This window comes from Fictibacillus sp. 23RED33 (assembly GCF_015903925.1).
GTDB classification, from domain to species: Bacteria; Bacillota; Bacilli; order Bacillales; family Fictibacillaceae; genus Fictibacillus; species Fictibacillus phosphorivorans.
Map to the genome: position 1 here is coordinate 113,596 of NZ_JACZDX010000001.1, position 14,607 is coordinate 128,202.

18 protein-coding genes are annotated in these 14,607 nt (G+C 38.6%); 11 read left to right on the forward strand and 7 right to left on the reverse strand.

The window, feature by feature from the left end:
* The first annotated feature begins 251 nt into the window (after positions 1-251).
* Positions 252-1,562 carry an MDR family MFS transporter gene (locus IHV09_RS00640; protein ID WP_197126862.1) on the forward strand — a complete coding sequence of 437 codons (1,311 nt, stop codon included), beginning with the start codon at positions 252-254 and terminating at the stop codon, positions 1,560-1,562.
* Positions 1,563-1,626: 64 nt separating this feature from the next.
* Positions 1,627-1,974 carry a sporulation YhaL family protein gene (locus tag IHV09_RS00645; protein WP_197126863.1) on the forward strand — a complete coding sequence of 116 codons (348 nt, stop codon included), beginning with the start codon at positions 1,627-1,629 and terminating at the stop codon, positions 1,972-1,974.
* Between the two features lie 298 nt (positions 1,975-2,272).
* Here IHV09_RS00645 and IHV09_RS00650 read toward each other — a convergent pair whose 3' ends face one another.
* On the reverse strand, positions 2,273-3,166 hold the full coding sequence (locus IHV09_RS00650) for a peptidylprolyl isomerase (RefSeq protein ID WP_197126864.1): 894 nt from the start codon (positions 3,164-3,166) through the stop codon (positions 2,273-2,275).
* A 231-nt stretch (positions 3,167-3,397) separates the two neighbouring features.
* On the opposite strand from IHV09_RS00650, the gene IHV09_RS00655 reads away from it, so the two are divergent.
* Together IHV09_RS00655 and IHV09_RS00660 are read left to right on the forward strand one after the other, a co-directional pair.
* Positions 3,398-3,496, forward strand: coding sequence for a YjcZ family sporulation protein (locus IHV09_RS00655; protein WP_370568912.1), 99 nt, complete (start codon positions 3,398-3,400; stop codon positions 3,494-3,496).
* A 101-nt stretch (positions 3,497-3,597) separates the two neighbouring features.
* Positions 3,598-3,693, forward strand: coding sequence for a YjcZ family sporulation protein (locus IHV09_RS00660; protein WP_082861266.1), 96 nt, complete (start codon positions 3,598-3,600; stop codon positions 3,691-3,693).
* A 173-nt stretch (positions 3,694-3,866) separates the two neighbouring features.
* Here IHV09_RS00660 and IHV09_RS00665 read toward each other — a convergent pair whose 3' ends face one another.
* Positions 3,867-4,046, reverse strand: coding sequence for a hypothetical protein (locus IHV09_RS00665; protein WP_066239985.1), 180 nt, complete (start codon positions 4,044-4,046; stop codon positions 3,867-3,869).
* A 100-nt stretch (positions 4,047-4,146) separates the two neighbouring features.
* Between IHV09_RS00665 and IHV09_RS00670 the strand changes: the two genes are divergently transcribed.
* Complete coding sequence (locus IHV09_RS00670; RefSeq protein ID WP_197190818.1) at positions 4,147-4,725, forward strand: YpmS family protein; 579 nt, start codon at positions 4,147-4,149, stop codon at positions 4,723-4,725.
* Between the two features lie 132 nt (positions 4,726-4,857).
* Positions 4,858-5,199, forward strand: a complete 342-nt coding sequence (locus IHV09_RS00675; RefSeq protein WP_197263382.1) for a DUF1878 family protein — start codon at positions 4,858-4,860, stop codon at positions 5,197-5,199.
* Here the strand turns inward: IHV09_RS00675 and IHV09_RS00680 are convergent.
* Both IHV09_RS00680 and IHV09_RS00685 read right to left on the reverse strand, forming a co-directional pair.
* Positions 5,190-5,771, reverse strand: a complete 582-nt coding sequence (locus tag IHV09_RS00680) for an HTH-type transcriptional regulator Hpr (RefSeq protein WP_066391382.1) — start codon at positions 5,769-5,771, stop codon at positions 5,190-5,192. The two genes, IHV09_RS00675 and IHV09_RS00680, sit on opposite strands and share 10 nt — an antisense overlap.
* Before the next feature lie 211 nt (positions 5,772-5,982).
* Positions 5,983-6,264, reverse strand: a complete 282-nt coding sequence (locus IHV09_RS00685; RefSeq protein WP_197126866.1) for a YtxH domain-containing protein — start codon at positions 6,262-6,264, stop codon at positions 5,983-5,985.
* A gap of 361 nt (positions 6,265-6,625) precedes the next feature.
* On the opposite strand from IHV09_RS00685, the gene IHV09_RS00690 reads away from it, so the two are divergent.
* Complete coding sequence (locus IHV09_RS00690) at positions 6,626-7,051, forward strand: YkvA family protein (protein ID WP_197126867.1); 426 nt, start codon at positions 6,626-6,628, stop codon at positions 7,049-7,051.
* Positions 7,052-7,089: 38 nt separating this feature from the next.
* Here the strand turns inward: IHV09_RS00690 and IHV09_RS00695 are convergent, their stop codons facing one another.
* The 3 genes from IHV09_RS00695 to IHV09_RS00705 form a co-directional block, all read right to left on the reverse strand.
* Positions 7,090-7,608: a tryptophan transporter gene (locus IHV09_RS00695; RefSeq protein WP_197126868.1), complete on the reverse strand. Its 519-nt coding sequence runs from the start codon at positions 7,606-7,608 to the stop codon at positions 7,090-7,092.
* A 117-nt stretch (positions 7,609-7,725) separates the two neighbouring features.
* The gene (gene serC / locus IHV09_RS00700) at positions 7,726-8,805 is read right to left on the reverse strand and encodes a 3-phosphoserine/phosphohydroxythreonine transaminase (protein ID WP_197263383.1); all 1,080 of its coding nucleotides are present in this window, start codon (positions 8,803-8,805) and stop codon (positions 7,726-7,728) included.
* 293 nt (positions 8,806-9,098) lie between these two features.
* Positions 9,099-9,527 carry an HIT family protein gene (locus tag IHV09_RS00705; RefSeq protein WP_231618092.1) on the reverse strand — a complete coding sequence of 143 codons (429 nt, stop codon included), beginning with the start codon at positions 9,525-9,527 and terminating at the stop codon, positions 9,099-9,101.
* Positions 9,528-10,148: 621 nt separating this feature from the next.
* Here IHV09_RS00705 and IHV09_RS00710 point away from each other — a divergent pair.
* From IHV09_RS00710 to IHV09_RS00725, 4 genes are all read left to right on the forward strand, one after another.
* Positions 10,149-10,685: a PCYCGC motif-containing (lipo)protein gene (locus IHV09_RS00710; RefSeq protein ID WP_370568913.1), complete on the forward strand. Its 537-nt coding sequence runs from the start codon at positions 10,149-10,151 to the stop codon at positions 10,683-10,685.
* Between the two features lie 63 nt (positions 10,686-10,748).
* The gene (locus IHV09_RS00715) at positions 10,749-11,492 is read left to right on the forward strand and encodes an ABC transporter ATP-binding protein (RefSeq protein WP_197126871.1); all 744 of its coding nucleotides are present in this window, start codon (positions 10,749-10,751) and stop codon (positions 11,490-11,492) included.
* Positions 11,489-12,706, forward strand: a complete 1,218-nt coding sequence (locus tag IHV09_RS00720) for an ABC transporter permease (protein ID WP_197126872.1) — start codon at positions 11,489-11,491, stop codon at positions 12,704-12,706. The genes IHV09_RS00715 and IHV09_RS00720 overlap by 4 nt, the downstream gene beginning before the upstream one ends.
* Positions 12,707-13,182: 476 nt before the next feature.
* On the forward strand, positions 13,183-14,553 hold the full coding sequence (locus IHV09_RS00725; protein WP_197263384.1) for an FAD-binding oxidoreductase: 1,371 nt from the start codon (positions 13,183-13,185) through the stop codon (positions 14,551-14,553).
* Positions 14,554-14,607 lie beyond the last annotated feature (54 nt).

Here is a 14,607-nt window from a genome sequence, read left to right on the forward strand (position 1 = left end):
CCCATTTGGGAAGGCTTATTTTGCTATGCAATCTACTTACTTTTGAGCAATCTTTCCATGTGCCATTCAAGAGCCTTTTTAACGAAAAGCTTATGGTATGCACATGTAACGGTGTATACTCATAGGCTTTTTTCTATGTTCTCATTGAAAAAATTGCTGTATTCACTGCTTGCTTATGAAAGTGACTGCTCAAAAGTCGGATTAGATAAATCAACAGTGTCGGAAATTACAAAAAGGAAGAAGTGAACAGCATGAGATGGAAAGATTGGGATGCGAATCTGAAGGTTCGTTTAATAGGAGAATTTTTTGTAAATTTATTGTTTTGGATGTTCTTCCCGTTTATGGCGATCTATTTTTCGGATGAAATGGGAAAAACAACAGCTGGAATTTTATTAGTCCTATCACAAGTTGTAGGTGTGATCACAAATCTTGTAGGTGGCTATTGTGCGGATAAATATGGACGAAAGAAGATGATGGTGATCTCGGCTTGGGGTCAGGCAGCAACGTTTATCTTTTTCTGTCTTGCTAACTCGCCGTGGATGGATTCACCGATCTTAACGTTTATTGCGTTTTCAGCGTTAGGGCTATTTGGTTCTCTATATTGGCCAGCTAGTCACGCGATGATCGCAGATGTTGTAGAAGAGAAGCATAGAAGTGAAGTGTTTGCCGTATTTTATACATCGATTAACATATCGGTGGTCTTTGGTCCTGTATTGGGAAGTATCTTCTTTTTCTCTTACCGCTTTGAATTATTACTGGCGTGTTTACTCGTGAGTGTTGTGTTAGCGATCGTGCTAGCGAAATACATTCGTGAAACAGTTCCTGTAAAGAAAGAAGTATTAGAACAAGTTGGGACTGATAAAAATTGGTTCCAGGCGATCGGTGAACAGTTGAAAGACTATCGAGTGATCGCGAGTGATAAGCTATTCTTGCTATTTATCTTAGCTGGTATTCTTGTAGCTCAAACCTTCATGCAGATGGACCTGCTCTTAGCTGTGTACACAACGGAAAAAGTACCAGAACAATCGCTCTTTGCAATTGGAAATTGGGACATTTCATTAACCGGTGAAAAAGTGTTTGGTTATTTGATCTCCCTTAACGGATTGATGGTTGCGTTATGTACGGTTTGGATGGCTAAATGGATGAACCGATTTAAAGAAGGGAGAGTTTTTATCCTTTCTGCACTTCTATACGGTGTGTCGATGCTTGTGTTCGGCAGTACGACGATGATGTGGATTCTTTTTGGGGCCATGGTCATCTTTACAACAGCTGAGCTGATGGTAGTTGGAATCCAAGAAAGCTTTATTTCAAAGCTTGCGCCAGAAAACATGAGAGGGCAGTACTTTGCAGCAGCGGGTCTGCGTTTTACAATCGGACGTACGATCGCACCGATCTCTATTCCATTAACGATGTGGATTGGTTTTGAAAATACGTTTTATCTTCTCTTTGTCTTAGCGGTGATGAGTGCCGGACTCTATTACGTGATGTTCCGTGCGTTTGACAAAAAAATGGAGTCCAACAAAACGGATAAAGAATCTAAAGCTGAACCTGCACTTTCATGACATAACTTCCTATCATCCCTCATAGACTGTATTAAAAGCTTGTCTAATAAGGGGGAGTTAATCGATGAAAGGATACGCTGCTTTATTCTTCGGTGCCATACTCATAGCTGCCTTTGTGTTAAAAGAATATTCAGCTGGAGTGGGCAACTTCTTTACTATGACTCCATGGTGGATGTATTTCGTGCTTTGCGGCATTATCTATAGCGGTTATCGAATCGTTACATTGTTCCAAGAAGATAAAGAAATCGAGCAAAGAGTAATTGAAGAAGAGGGCAGAGTATACATGGAGCGTATCGAGAGAGCAAAAGCTCAGGAATCAGCTCGGCCTTCCGCTGAAGATGATGATGCAGAGGATTTAGTTGCAGCAGCAGGGGATGAAGATCATTATAATGATGATTCAAATCGTCTGTAGAATAGGAAGTAAGGAAAAGACCTGCTAAGAGCAGGTCTTTTGATTGTCTTTTTGGGATAGACAAGTTTTTTCTGATCTCATATTTTTATATGATGATCCGCCTTTTTTATGTGATGACGTGTATTTTTATATGATAATGAATATTTTTTATGTGATGGTGCTCATTTTTTATGTGATCTGTGAATTTCTCTGTTTTTTTAGAAGCTTTTTGCAGCCTACTGTGGTGCAAAAGCCTTCTGCATACGTACAAAACAAAAACCAGACCCCATCAAGGGTCTGGTTTTCATATTTCATGCCATTATTGTTGAGGCATCTGTGGCATTTGTGGTTGTTCTGCTTTCTTTTCCATCTTCTCTTTTAATTCTTTATCTTTTACTTTAACATCAGCTTTTTTCTTCAAGCTCTCTAAGATCTCAGTGATTGGCTTCGCTTTTTGCTGCTTAAGCTCTTGCTCGATCTGTTCTTTTTTGTCTTCAAACTTGTTTTCACGCTTGTCCGTTACTTTAATGATGTGGTAACCGTAATCAGACTTAACAAGTTCACTTGTTTTACCTTTTTCAAGTGTAAACGCAACTTTATCAAACTCTGGAACCATTGCGCCTTTACCGAAGAAGCCAAGGTCTCCACCTTTAGATTTTGAACCAGGGTCTTTAGAGTATTCTTCCGCTAATTTAGCAAAGTCTCCACCTTCGTTCAATTTCTTCTGAACTTCTTTAGCCGTCTTCTCATCCTCTACAAGAATATGGCTCGCTTTAACTTCTGTTTTGTATTTTTCATCAAATGTTTTCTTCATTTCATCTTCAGAAATCTTAACGCCTTCTGTTGCTGCTTTTTCATTTAAAAGCATAGACTTGATGCGTTCTTTTAGCTGTTTTTCGTCAGATAAGCCGTTTTGCTCAAGTGCTTGTTTGAAAGCATCTTCGCCGCCAAGTTCTTCTTTGATCTTTTCTGTTTCTTTCTCGATTTCTTTGTCTGTTACTTTATATTTATCTTCAAGCACCATTTCGTCGATCATTTGGTTTAGGACTTGGTCACCGTATTGTTCCTTCATCTTTTTGTAGAATTCTTCTTTCGTAATATCTCCTGCTTTAGATTCTACGATGGCTTCTGAATCAGCACCACCAGCATTATTACAAGCGGATAAAGAAATAAGTCCCGCTGTGAGCCCTACTGATAACATCCATTTTTTCATTTTCAAACACTCCTACTGTGAAGTAATAATTTAACAACTCTTACTATAGCATAAACGTTACGGGTATTCCTATTCAATAAATGAAATATGAGAAAATTTACACATTATAAAACCTTTGTTTTCGGGTATTCCATGCGATTTTTCAAAAAAATTTTAAAAACCGGGTCATTCGTCTAATCAAAACAGGGCGTATCACTATATGATATGGAGAAAGAAAAGGGAGGTATGATGATGGGTTATGGTTACGGTTATGGTCATGGGGGAGGAATAGCATTAATCTTAGTTCTTTTTATCCTTCTCATCATTATTGGAGCTTGTTACTGCTATTGATGGTGAATAGAAATTTAAATTAATTTAAAGGGCGAATGCCTATGCGTGAATTACGGGTCATGCATAGGATAGTGTACAGAATATCAAAGGAGGTGGCTTTCATGGGTTACGGTGGATACGGGCATGGAAAAGGCTTCGCATTGATTGTTGTGTTGTTTATTCTTTTGATTATCGTAGGAGCTGCATGTTTCTGCTAAAATAAATGACAGTCTAAGCAGGACCTTTTCTTATGAAGGGGGACTGATCAGGTTTGACGTTTATAAGCAGTTTCGTTAATGTGTGTTTTACTACTCTTGATCAAAAGGTGCAGCATGTGTATGGTACGGTTACTCAAGGGGGAATGCAATTTAGGTTCCCCCTTTTATATTTTTTATAGAACGTTTGAAATATAGGATGAAATGAGCAGAATGGTAATAGAAACGTTAATCGTACGATAAACCGAGTCTTGCTGCTTTGAGGACAAGTTCTTTTTGTCACATAACTTGTGTGTAAGTGAATTAAATACAAATAAAAAGATTGGTGCTAAAAAAACGAAGATATAGCCTGCCATATGAAAACCTCCAACATGAACTACTTGTTTAACTTTACCAAAATATGTGGAATATGAATAGGAAAATAACTTCTAAGAGATGAGAGAGGGAGAGAAAATCATGAATAAGTGGAAAACGGCTTTTTTTACACTGCTGCTGCTATTTTTAATCATACCGATCGCCATAGCCGTTGTGCTTTTTAAAGACCCTGCTGGTGGTCAATTAGATCGTAGTTCACTAGATAATAATATTGAGGACAATCAAAAGTTGTTGAGCATACATACAGAAAAAGAACAAGTGGAAGATCTATTAAATAAAGAACTGCGCAAAAGGGCACCTGATGTGAACGTATACGTGAATTTGCGAAATGATGAAGCCGTTCTTAATGGATCCTTTATTGCTTTCGATCAAGAGCTTCCTTACCAAGTTACATTTGAACCTGAAGTTCTTGAAAACGGTGATTTGTTATTGAAGGAGAAGGACATGCAAGTGGGGCGTTTTCCACTGCCTGGTGACGAGGTGTTTACCCTTATCCAAAAGACCGTTGCGTTTCCTGAATGGGTAGATGTATATCCGAAAGACGAAAGCATTTTGATGAGAGTGACCGAAATGCCAACAAAGCCAGGCTATGCGATTAAAGCTGAAGAATTTGATTTAAAGAAAAACTCTATTAAATTAGGAGTTTATACAAAAAACTAAAATAAAGCGCTTCTTCCCATCCTTGGTGGGGAGAAGTGCTTTTATCATTCTTCATCAATTATTCATACCCAAATGGAGAAAGTTGGATTATAATTATTATAGACAGACAATGACTAGAAAGCAGGGTTTTGTATGGAGACGGTGGAAGAACGACTAGAACGACTAGAATTTTATAATCAGCTAACGATTGAGAGTGTCGATCTTACAGCGTATCCGTTTTTTAGACTAGTCATGGAAAAAAAGCTCACCGAGCAGGAAGTGAATAAGGTCTTCCTTCTTTGCGATGAGCTTCAACGAAATTATGAAATGCAGAGTGAAGAAGGCTTTGTGCATTACACGCCGCTTCTGTTGCATTTTGCAGGCATGTTAACACCAAAGCTTTCCCCGAGAGAAACGATTACGGCATTGCTTCAACAAGAAAAGTATATTTCTTTGATGGAGAAGCTATACGAGTTATCGGTACGTTACGAATGAGAAGAGGCAATTTCCTCAGCTGCTATCACGGGTGATGCAGGCTGATCATCTAATGATGCTTCGATCTTTTCTTCGAGTTTGTTGAAAATTGACATAAAGTCATCGCCATATAAATTGCGGATGATCGACATCAATTCAGGAAACTCTGGGAACCTTCCAAACAACTCTTTAATCGGCATAGAAGCACTAAAAACACCAAATTTTGAAGGATCATACGTATTTAATGTTTGAAGTAAAAGCTCTTCACCTTTAGGTGTTAGACAAATATATGTATTTCGCTTATCATCTTCTTTTTTAGAAAATGTTAGATAGCCTTGTTCTTCAAGCTTTTTTGAAAAGTTAAAAGCAGTGGACACGTGCATAACGCCAAACTTTGCAATATCAGAGATTGATGCACCCTCAAGATGATGAGCAATCCAAAGAATATGGTGTTCATTGATGTTTAAACCATAATCCTTAATCCAATTTTGCCAGTCTTTTTCTACACTTTTCCATAAAGCTTTACTAATCTGTGAAAGTTTGTGACTATAGATCATGGCTTCTTGAAAACTATATAATTGATCTTTGTTCATTTTTAAAATGCCCCTCCATCTTATAAAACACATCCTATTCCTCATTATGCCAGTATTTCCTATAATAAGAAAGTAAAATTTTTCAATTTTTCCTTATTTTTTAGTAAAATAGTTATATAACTTTTAGCTGATATGGTGTTAACGTAAGTGTTCTCACACGTTCGTAAGTAAGATAAAAAAAATTCTCCAAAAAGGGAGAATTTTTTCGAGATTATTTAATTTCTTGTTCCATTTCTTCTGGTGCTTCTTCAATTGTCGAAGCAGCAGTTTCTTGTAGTGCCTCTTCTTTTTCTTTATTAGCAAATCTGATCTTTGCTCTAAGCTGAATGCCATCACGCTTGATGCTGGAGAATGTAGATTTCATTTTATCCATATTTACTTTAAGATCTTTTCTTACCTCTTTACCTGCTTTAGGTGTTGAAAGTAACGTAGCTGCTGCTGTAACCACCGTACCTAATGCGAAACCTACTACCATGGATTTTTGTTTAGACATCTTATAATTCCTCCTCATTCTTTTATTATCTAATGAATTCGTGAATTTCTCTTATATTCCTATGAAAAATAATGACGAATATAAAAATATTTCCCGATAGATTTCGTCATGTTTGGACAACTAAAATCTTACTTTAAAAGAACAGTCGAAATTTGAAAACATTGATGTGATAGGCAATCGAGAGAAATATCGATACAATGTGAGCCATATTAAAAAAACGTCATACTTGTCTAAAACAGAAGATATTTGACTGACTTTGGAGAAAGATAATATAAAATAAATGAAAAGTAAAAAAAGGTTCATAATTGACGAAGAGGTTTAAAAGAGGGTATACATAAGAAAAAGAATGGAGGGATATGGGTTGAAACAAAACACAATCGGCAACTACTTTAATAAAATGAAGGAAAAAGCGAATGCTGTGCTTGAAAGTTCTACTCAAACGGGTGAACTCGTTACAGAAGCTGAGAAAAAAAGTTCGCAACCAGATAAACAAGGTTTAAGTAACCTAGGCTCTCAAGTAAAAGCGTTAGTTCGAATGGTGAAGTCATATAAAAGAGGCGACTATCGTGATGTCTCTAAAAAATCTTTAGTATTAGTGGTGGCGGGTCTTCTGTATTTTGTAAGTCCTATAGATGCAGTTCCTGATTTTCTGATCGGAGCAGGTCTATTGGATGATGCTACTGTCCTTGCTTTTATTTTTTCAACGTTATCAACCGAGATTTCAGCTTTTCAAACATGGGAAGAGGAAAAAGAAGAAGAGGATAAATACGTAAAGCCAACTCCATAGTAGGAGCTGGCTTTTTTTTATATTACTGTCTATTATAATTAAGCTGTTAAATTCGATCGTTTAGATAATCGTTCTGCGATCGGGTAGATAAAGAACATGATCAAACCGCTAACAATACTTGTTGGTACAACGATCATTCCAATAAAGCTGAGTAATGTACCAGGTAATCCAGCGACGATCATTGCCACCATGAGGAACAATGTTCCACTGATAATCGTTCCGACTACCGTTAGAAGAACGGCGCTAATCGCGTTTACTTTAACTTTCTTAGCTAGTAAGAACAAAGCCAAAAAGATAAAAGCTGTAATGGGCTTTTCTACGATATTGGCGATCTGTCCGCCTGCCATACCTGTTGTTAGTGCTGAAATAACACCAGCTGCCATACTTGCAATAATTACGTTTTGTTTTGTTGGTGATAGCATAATGGCTAGAAACATCATCACTAGTAATAAATCAGGTTTCATTCCAAAAAATAATGGGGGTACGACTGTGTGAAACACATACCCTAATGCAATAAGTACAGATGTTAAAGCTAATGATTTGGTATTCGTATTCATTTTCTCATCTCTCCTCAGCTACTCTTAGCCTAATTTCTTTCCAATAGTGCCCTCTTGGCCTAATGCGAAAGTACCTTTATGTTACCAGATGTACGTACAACTGAAAAGGTTTGTGATCTATTTTCCGTATTTTTCCTGAAAATGTATCATGAACTGTGCAAGGCTATCACATGATTCTTGGGGAACTGCATTATAGATTGATGCTCTGAAACCACCGACCGACCGATGTCCTTTTAATCCATAAATCCCGTTTTCTTCACTTTCTTTAATAAACTGCTTTTCCAGTTCTTCATTAGCAAGAGTGAATGTGATATTCATGTTTGAACGTGACTCTGGTGTTGCAAAGCCATTGTAAAAGCCTTTACTTTTATCAATCGTGTCGTAGATGACACCAGCTTTACTTTGATTTCTCTTTTCCATTGCTTTGACCCCACCGGACTTTTCTACCCAACCTAGTACAAGGTTTAGTAAATAGATGGAGTACACAGGGGGAGTATTATAAAGAGAATTATTCTTCGCATGAACAGAATACGACAAGATCGATGGAACAGATTTGTTATCTTGTAGCAGGTCTTTGCGGATGATGACTGCTGTGACTCCAGAAGGTCCAAGGTTCTTTTGTGCACCCGCGTAGATCAATCCATAGTCTTCAACTGAAATAGGTCTGCTCATAATATCACTAGACATGTCGGCAACAAGATTTTGATGTTTGAAGGATTGCAAGTCTTGCCATTGTGTACCATAGATCGTGTTGTTAGATGTGATATGAAGGTAAGCGTCATTCTCACTCGGTACATAATTCATCTCAGGAAGGGTACGATACGCCGACTCCTTACCTGTAATGACTGCTTCACACGACCCAATTTTTTGAGCTTCTTTATATGCTTTTTCAGACCAAGACCCGGTAAGTACATATTTCGCGGTCTTTCCACCTTGTAAAAAATTCATCGGAATCATGGCGAATTGAAGACTTGCTCCACCTTGTAAAAACAACACTTCATGTGTATCTGGTATATCGAGTAAACGTTTCATGCGCGTTTTTGCTTGCTCATGAATGCCTTCATATTCTGAACCCCTGTGGCTATGTTCCATGATATTTAATCCAGTACCTAGAAAGTCATCCCATTCTTCCTTTGCTTGCTGCATGACCTCTTTAGGCAATGTTGTTGGTCCTGCTTGAAAATAGATGCGTGTCATCGTTCTCCTCCTTATAAAATAACGCTGTTTTTAGCAAACTCTGAGAGCATATGAAAGTTGTTGATTTCCGTTCCAGGTGCTTCGCTTTCCGCGGAGCGACCGGTGAGCCCCTTGCCGCTTTGCGCCATTAAGGGTCTCACCTGACCGCTCGTCCCGCAGGAGTCTCACACCCTACACTCCAATCAACATTTCAGTGATGTCTTATAAGCAAAGATCTTTTAGAATATTGCGAAACAAAAAATGAATATGAAAAAACTGCCCAGATTAAAAGAAGGCAGTTTTAATATGTAACGTTAGCTTTTAACGTTTTCTTTAATATGTTGAGCCATTTCAGTCATTTCGTTGGCAGGGGTATCCTGTGTTTTCCAGACTGCTCCAAAACCGTCACCTTGACCGTAACGTGGGATAAAATGCATGTGATAATGGAAAACTGACTGTCCGGCAGCTTCACCGTTGTTGTTTAGTATGTTCAGGCCGATTGGATTAAACGTTTGTTTAATTCCAGAGGCAATTTTAGGCACGACAGAATAAAGTTTGGCTGCTGTTTCTGCAGGCAGTTCGAATATATCTGTTGAGTGCTCTTTAGGAATAATCAGCGTATGTCCTTTTGTGACCTGACTGATATCTAAGAAGGCTAGAACGTTCTCGTCTTCGTACACTTTGTAGGATGGAATTTCACCCGCAACAATTTTACAAAAAATGCAGTTTGAATCGTGGGACAAGTGGCTCACCTCATTTTTTTTACTTATCATATCACACATGATCTACCTAAAAAATAAGGTATTCTTTTTATCTTAACAAAAGGCTCTTTTCTATAGGGATAGTTGCTTTTCATTGTTTATTCTTTTTCTCATTGACAAGTTGAAGTTGATTGGAGCGCAGAGTGCGAGATTCCTAATGGCGCTTAGCGGCAGGAGGCTCACCGCACGCCACGGGGAAAGCGAGCAGCCCGGAACGGAAATCAACACTGCCAAAAGCAACGAAATTTACGAAAACAGGCAATAAAAAAGAAGGGTCCTATTCAAAAATAGAACCCTTCTTCTTATAGAGGTTAGAGAAGAAAGGAGAACACGAAAACAAAACAATACGATTTTTTAGCCATGCACCTCAATATTAAGAATTTGTAATTGCTCAAGCACTAAATAGTCCAAGAGAACCATCTCCTTAAAATTTAGCATATCTGAAAAAATCTAATACCTTGCATCTTTCTCCCTGAAGAAGGGGGGATACCTTCTTCTCTTATATCTTGTCCATGAAGTCTTACTTGTTATACATATAAAATTGGTAAAGGAAACGGGAATTGAGCTATTATAAGGAAAGAATGACAAAAAGGAGGATTCTCCGTGAAAAAAAGACAACTTGTATTAACAATGACTCTAGGTGTTTGTTTCCTTATCACAGGCTGCGGGAATAAATCAGATGATGAACATAAAAACCACCAAGAGGAGTCACAGGGAAAACAACAGGTTTCGCATGAAGGACATGAAAATCATCTGCCGAACGGTGATATTCAAGAACTTACAGCTTCGATAGATGTAATGCCCGGCTTTTTAGATAAACAACCTGATGAGATTGCTGCAATTTATGCAGAAGCCCCTAAATATAAAGAACTGCTTGAATCTATGCCTTGTTTTTGTGGATGTGGTGATTCTGCAGGTCATAAAGACAATTATGATTGCTTTGTCGCCGAAAACAAAGAAGATGGAAAAATTGTATGGGATGATCATGGCACAAAATGCGGGACGTGTCTGGAAATCGCTGCGATAAGCATGAGTGCTTCTGCAGATGGAAAGACTCCTCTTGAGATCAGAAAGATGATTGATGAGAAATATAAAGAAGGTTATGCAAAGCCAACTCCTACATCGATGCCTGCTTCATAAGGTGTAAAACAAGAAAAATGGCAAACAATAATGAAAATGCTGGATTGCAGAAGGAGGTATTGTATGAAACCAATCCTTGAAGTTACGGATTTAACAGGGGGGTATCTGCCTAATCAGCCTGTTATTCATCACTTAGATTTCACGGTGAAAGAAAATGAGATAGTAGGATTGATCGGTTTGAATGGAGCCGGTAAAAGTACAACTATAAAGCATGTGCTCGGCCTTATGGAACCCATGTCAGGCACTTCAAAAATCGAAGGGCAGACCTTTAGGGAAGAACCAGAAAATTATCGAAGTCAGTTTACTTACATACCAGAGATGCCGATTCTCTACGAAGAGCTAACATTATGGGAACATCTAGAACTAACAGCAATGGCATATGGATTAGAAGAACAAACTTTTTTAACACGAGTTCGACCATTGCTTGAAGAGTTTCGCATGGATAACAAGATCAAGTGGTTTCCGAGTCAGTTTTCCAAAGGGATGAAGCAAAAAGTAATGATTCTTTGTGCCCTTTTGGTTGAACCAAAGCTTTATATCGTGGATGAACCGTTTGTTGGGCTCGATCCGCTTGGCATTCAATCTTTTCTCGAGTATATGGTTAAATTTAAAAATAACGGTGCTGGCGTCTTGATGTCGACTCATATCTTGTCCACGGCAGAAAGATATTGCGACCGCTTTTTGATCATGCATGAAGGAAGGCTGGTTCTAAGCGGGACATTAGAAGAATTACGTGTGAGAAGCGGGTTAGAGAATGCGACGTTAGATGATATCTACCTTTATGTAGCAAGAGGTAAAGTAACATGATTGATGTAAAAAAATTATGGACAAAACGGCGCAATGCTCATGTTACGCAAACACTGAAATACTTTAGTTTAATGGCTAACAGCGGACTCATTGTTTCCTTAATTTTGCTCATCGTCATCGGCAGTGTGTATTATGCTAAGCTTCTGCAAGCACTTCCTGAGAATTTTCCTGCCGTCTTTATTCTAACGATTGTTTTTTCGTTCTGGTTGACCAAAAGTCCGATCCGTACGTTGTTAAAAGAAGGCGATCTTGTATTTTTATTGCCTGTAGAATCAGGCATGAAACAATATTTTTCAAAAGCCATTTCTTCAGCTACAGCAACTGGCTCTTTTTTTACCCTATTCATTTTTACGCTGCTATGGCCGATCGTCCAGGTGTTTGTTCATGATGGATGGAAGATGTATGTCACATTTGGATTCTTTTTGATCGCTGCAAAAGTATTTAACATATATGTATCGTGGGAAGAAAGAAGGTTGCCTTACAAGAGTCATCAAACGAACTATAAAATCATGAGGTTCATTGTAAACTTTGTATATGCGTATCTGCTCTTTAATGAAGCTTACCTCTTTTTGATCGCTATTTTTGCGATCATGTACGTACTAAAGAACTTTGTTTTCGGTGTCTTTAAAAAGCAGCATGGTTATCAGTGGGAAATGCTATTAGCGGAAGAACAAGCATTAAAAATGAAAGGGTACCGAATGGTCAATTATTTTACGGATGTACCTGCGCTCAAGCAGACCGTACATAAGCGACCGTTGTTTAACAGCGTAGCATCTTTCTCCTTTAAAAAGAAAAATGCACTTTCTGCTTTGTATATGAAGACATTTGTGCGTTCAGGAGATTACCTTGGCTTGTATGTGCGATTGATTTTAATCGGCTTTCTCTTCATGTATTTAATTCCTGCAGGTTGGTGGCAATTAATCGTAGTGTTCTTGTTTTTTCAAATGTTTGCACTGCAATTGTTCACACTTTATACGCAGTACAGATGGAATGTTATATTCATGATCTATCCGATCAAACAAGATACAAGAGTAAAAGCTTTTCAAAATTGGCTGAAAAACTTGCTGATCATACAAGGTGTATTCTATGGTATTTTCTATGTGTTGCTTACTGGGGACTGGATGATCGCCATTCTTATGCCTGTCGCAGCAATACTTTATAGTGTAGTTCGACTGCCTAGTATGACAAAAAAACATATCATGTTGACTTCCTAGCTCATTACGGGCTGGGAAGTTTTTTTTAAAGCGCTCTTTTCTAAAAGCTTGTCTCCTTTGACAGTTGGTTGGAGTGGAAAGTGCGTGCCTACCACTTGAAATACATCTCGCAAGGCATGCGACGAGGAAGCTTACTACGGTAGCATAAACTTGTAGACGCAGGAGTAAGGGACCTATAAAAGGCGTGCAGTCCGGAAAGTGGAAGTGGCTCGTTCAGCCCCGACCAGCAAAAGTAAATGGGCTTTGAAGGCGCACTATGCCTTCTGGACCATTTAACTTTTGACCTCGAGGGGCTAGCCACTGCAACTAGACAGGTGAGACACTTAAAAAGTGAAACGTACGAATGTGGCTCACCGCTTGCCCTGTGGATAGCGAGCATCCTAGACATGGAAATCAACGACTTCCAAGTTTGTAAACAAATTTTGGGCATCTTTCATAGCTTATGCATATAAGTTTTATGGAAGGGAGCGGGGCTCATGAATACTTATGGATTAACAGGAAGGATTGTCACACCTGGAAGTCCTGACTATGATCTGGCACGTGAAGAGTTTAATACTCGTTTTAACTTATTTCCTTTGATTATCAATTTTTGTGCAACTACTAAGGATGTTTCAAACGCGATCCGTTGGGCAAGAAAGAAGAATATTAAGTTTCGGATCCGTACAGGAAGGCATAGTTATGAAGCTTATTCATCATTAGATGGAGGTTTAGTGATAGACATCAGCGATATGAATGAAGTAAAAGTGGATCGCAAAACAAAAACGGCCGTACTTGGTGCGGGGGCATTGCTTTTTCCACTATACGAAAAACTGTATGAAGCAGGTTTCACGATTCCAGGAGGTACTTGTCCATCAGTAGGACTCTCAGGCTTAACACTTGGTGGAGGGTGGGGGATGTTAACTCGTCCTTATGGTATGCTGATCGATCAGCTTCTGGAGCTTGAGATGGTAGATGCAAACGGAAAGATTATCATAGCCAACAAACATAAGAACGCTGATTTATTTTGGGCATCAAGAGGCGGTGGGGGTGGAAACTTTGGTGTGGTTACATCCTTTCGTTTTCGAGTTGTTCGAGTCGATGATGTTGCCATCTTTAAAATTACTTGGGACTTTAAAGGATTTGAAAAAGTCGTGGATTCATGGCAAAAATGGGCTCCGTACACAGACGATAGATTAACAGCCATTATTGATCTCTTAACAAAAGACATTGGTGAGCTGCGTGCTTTAGGTGAATTTCTTGGCACAACGGATGAACTGAAAAAGCTTTTAAAGCCCCTTTTAAACGCATATCCACCTAAAGTAGTTGAAGTGAAGAAGGTGCCTTATATCGATGCCGTTAAGATATTTGGAGGGATGATGCCGGGTATGATGGAGTACGCTGTTAACCATGGTGATCCTGATGCACATCCGTTTAAGAATACAGGTGCGTTTGCGAAACAGCAGTTACCGATTAGAGCGATAAAAAAGCTTAAAGAATATCTATCAAACTCACCTAGTATTGAGAACAAAGTGCAGTTGCAAGCCCTAGCTGGAAAAGCAGCTTGTACAGGACCTACTGAAACGGCTTATGTTCATAGAGAAGCATTATTCAGCTTGTTATATATTACGAAGTGGCAGAACGAAAATGAAGCTAGCGTAAATACGCGATGGGTGGAGAGCTTAAGAAATTCTCTACTTCCTTATGCGGATGGAGCTTATGTGAATTTTCATGATAATTGTATTAAGAACTGGCTTGAGCAATGTTACTTTGTTAACTTGCCTCGTTTAATTGAGGTGAAAACAAAATACGATCCTGAAAATGTGTTTAAGTTCCCATTAGGCATTCCGACTGCAGATCCTATTAAGTAAGCTTTCAAATCGTGAGGGCAAAATAGCGAAACTAAGATCTAAATACAAACGTAT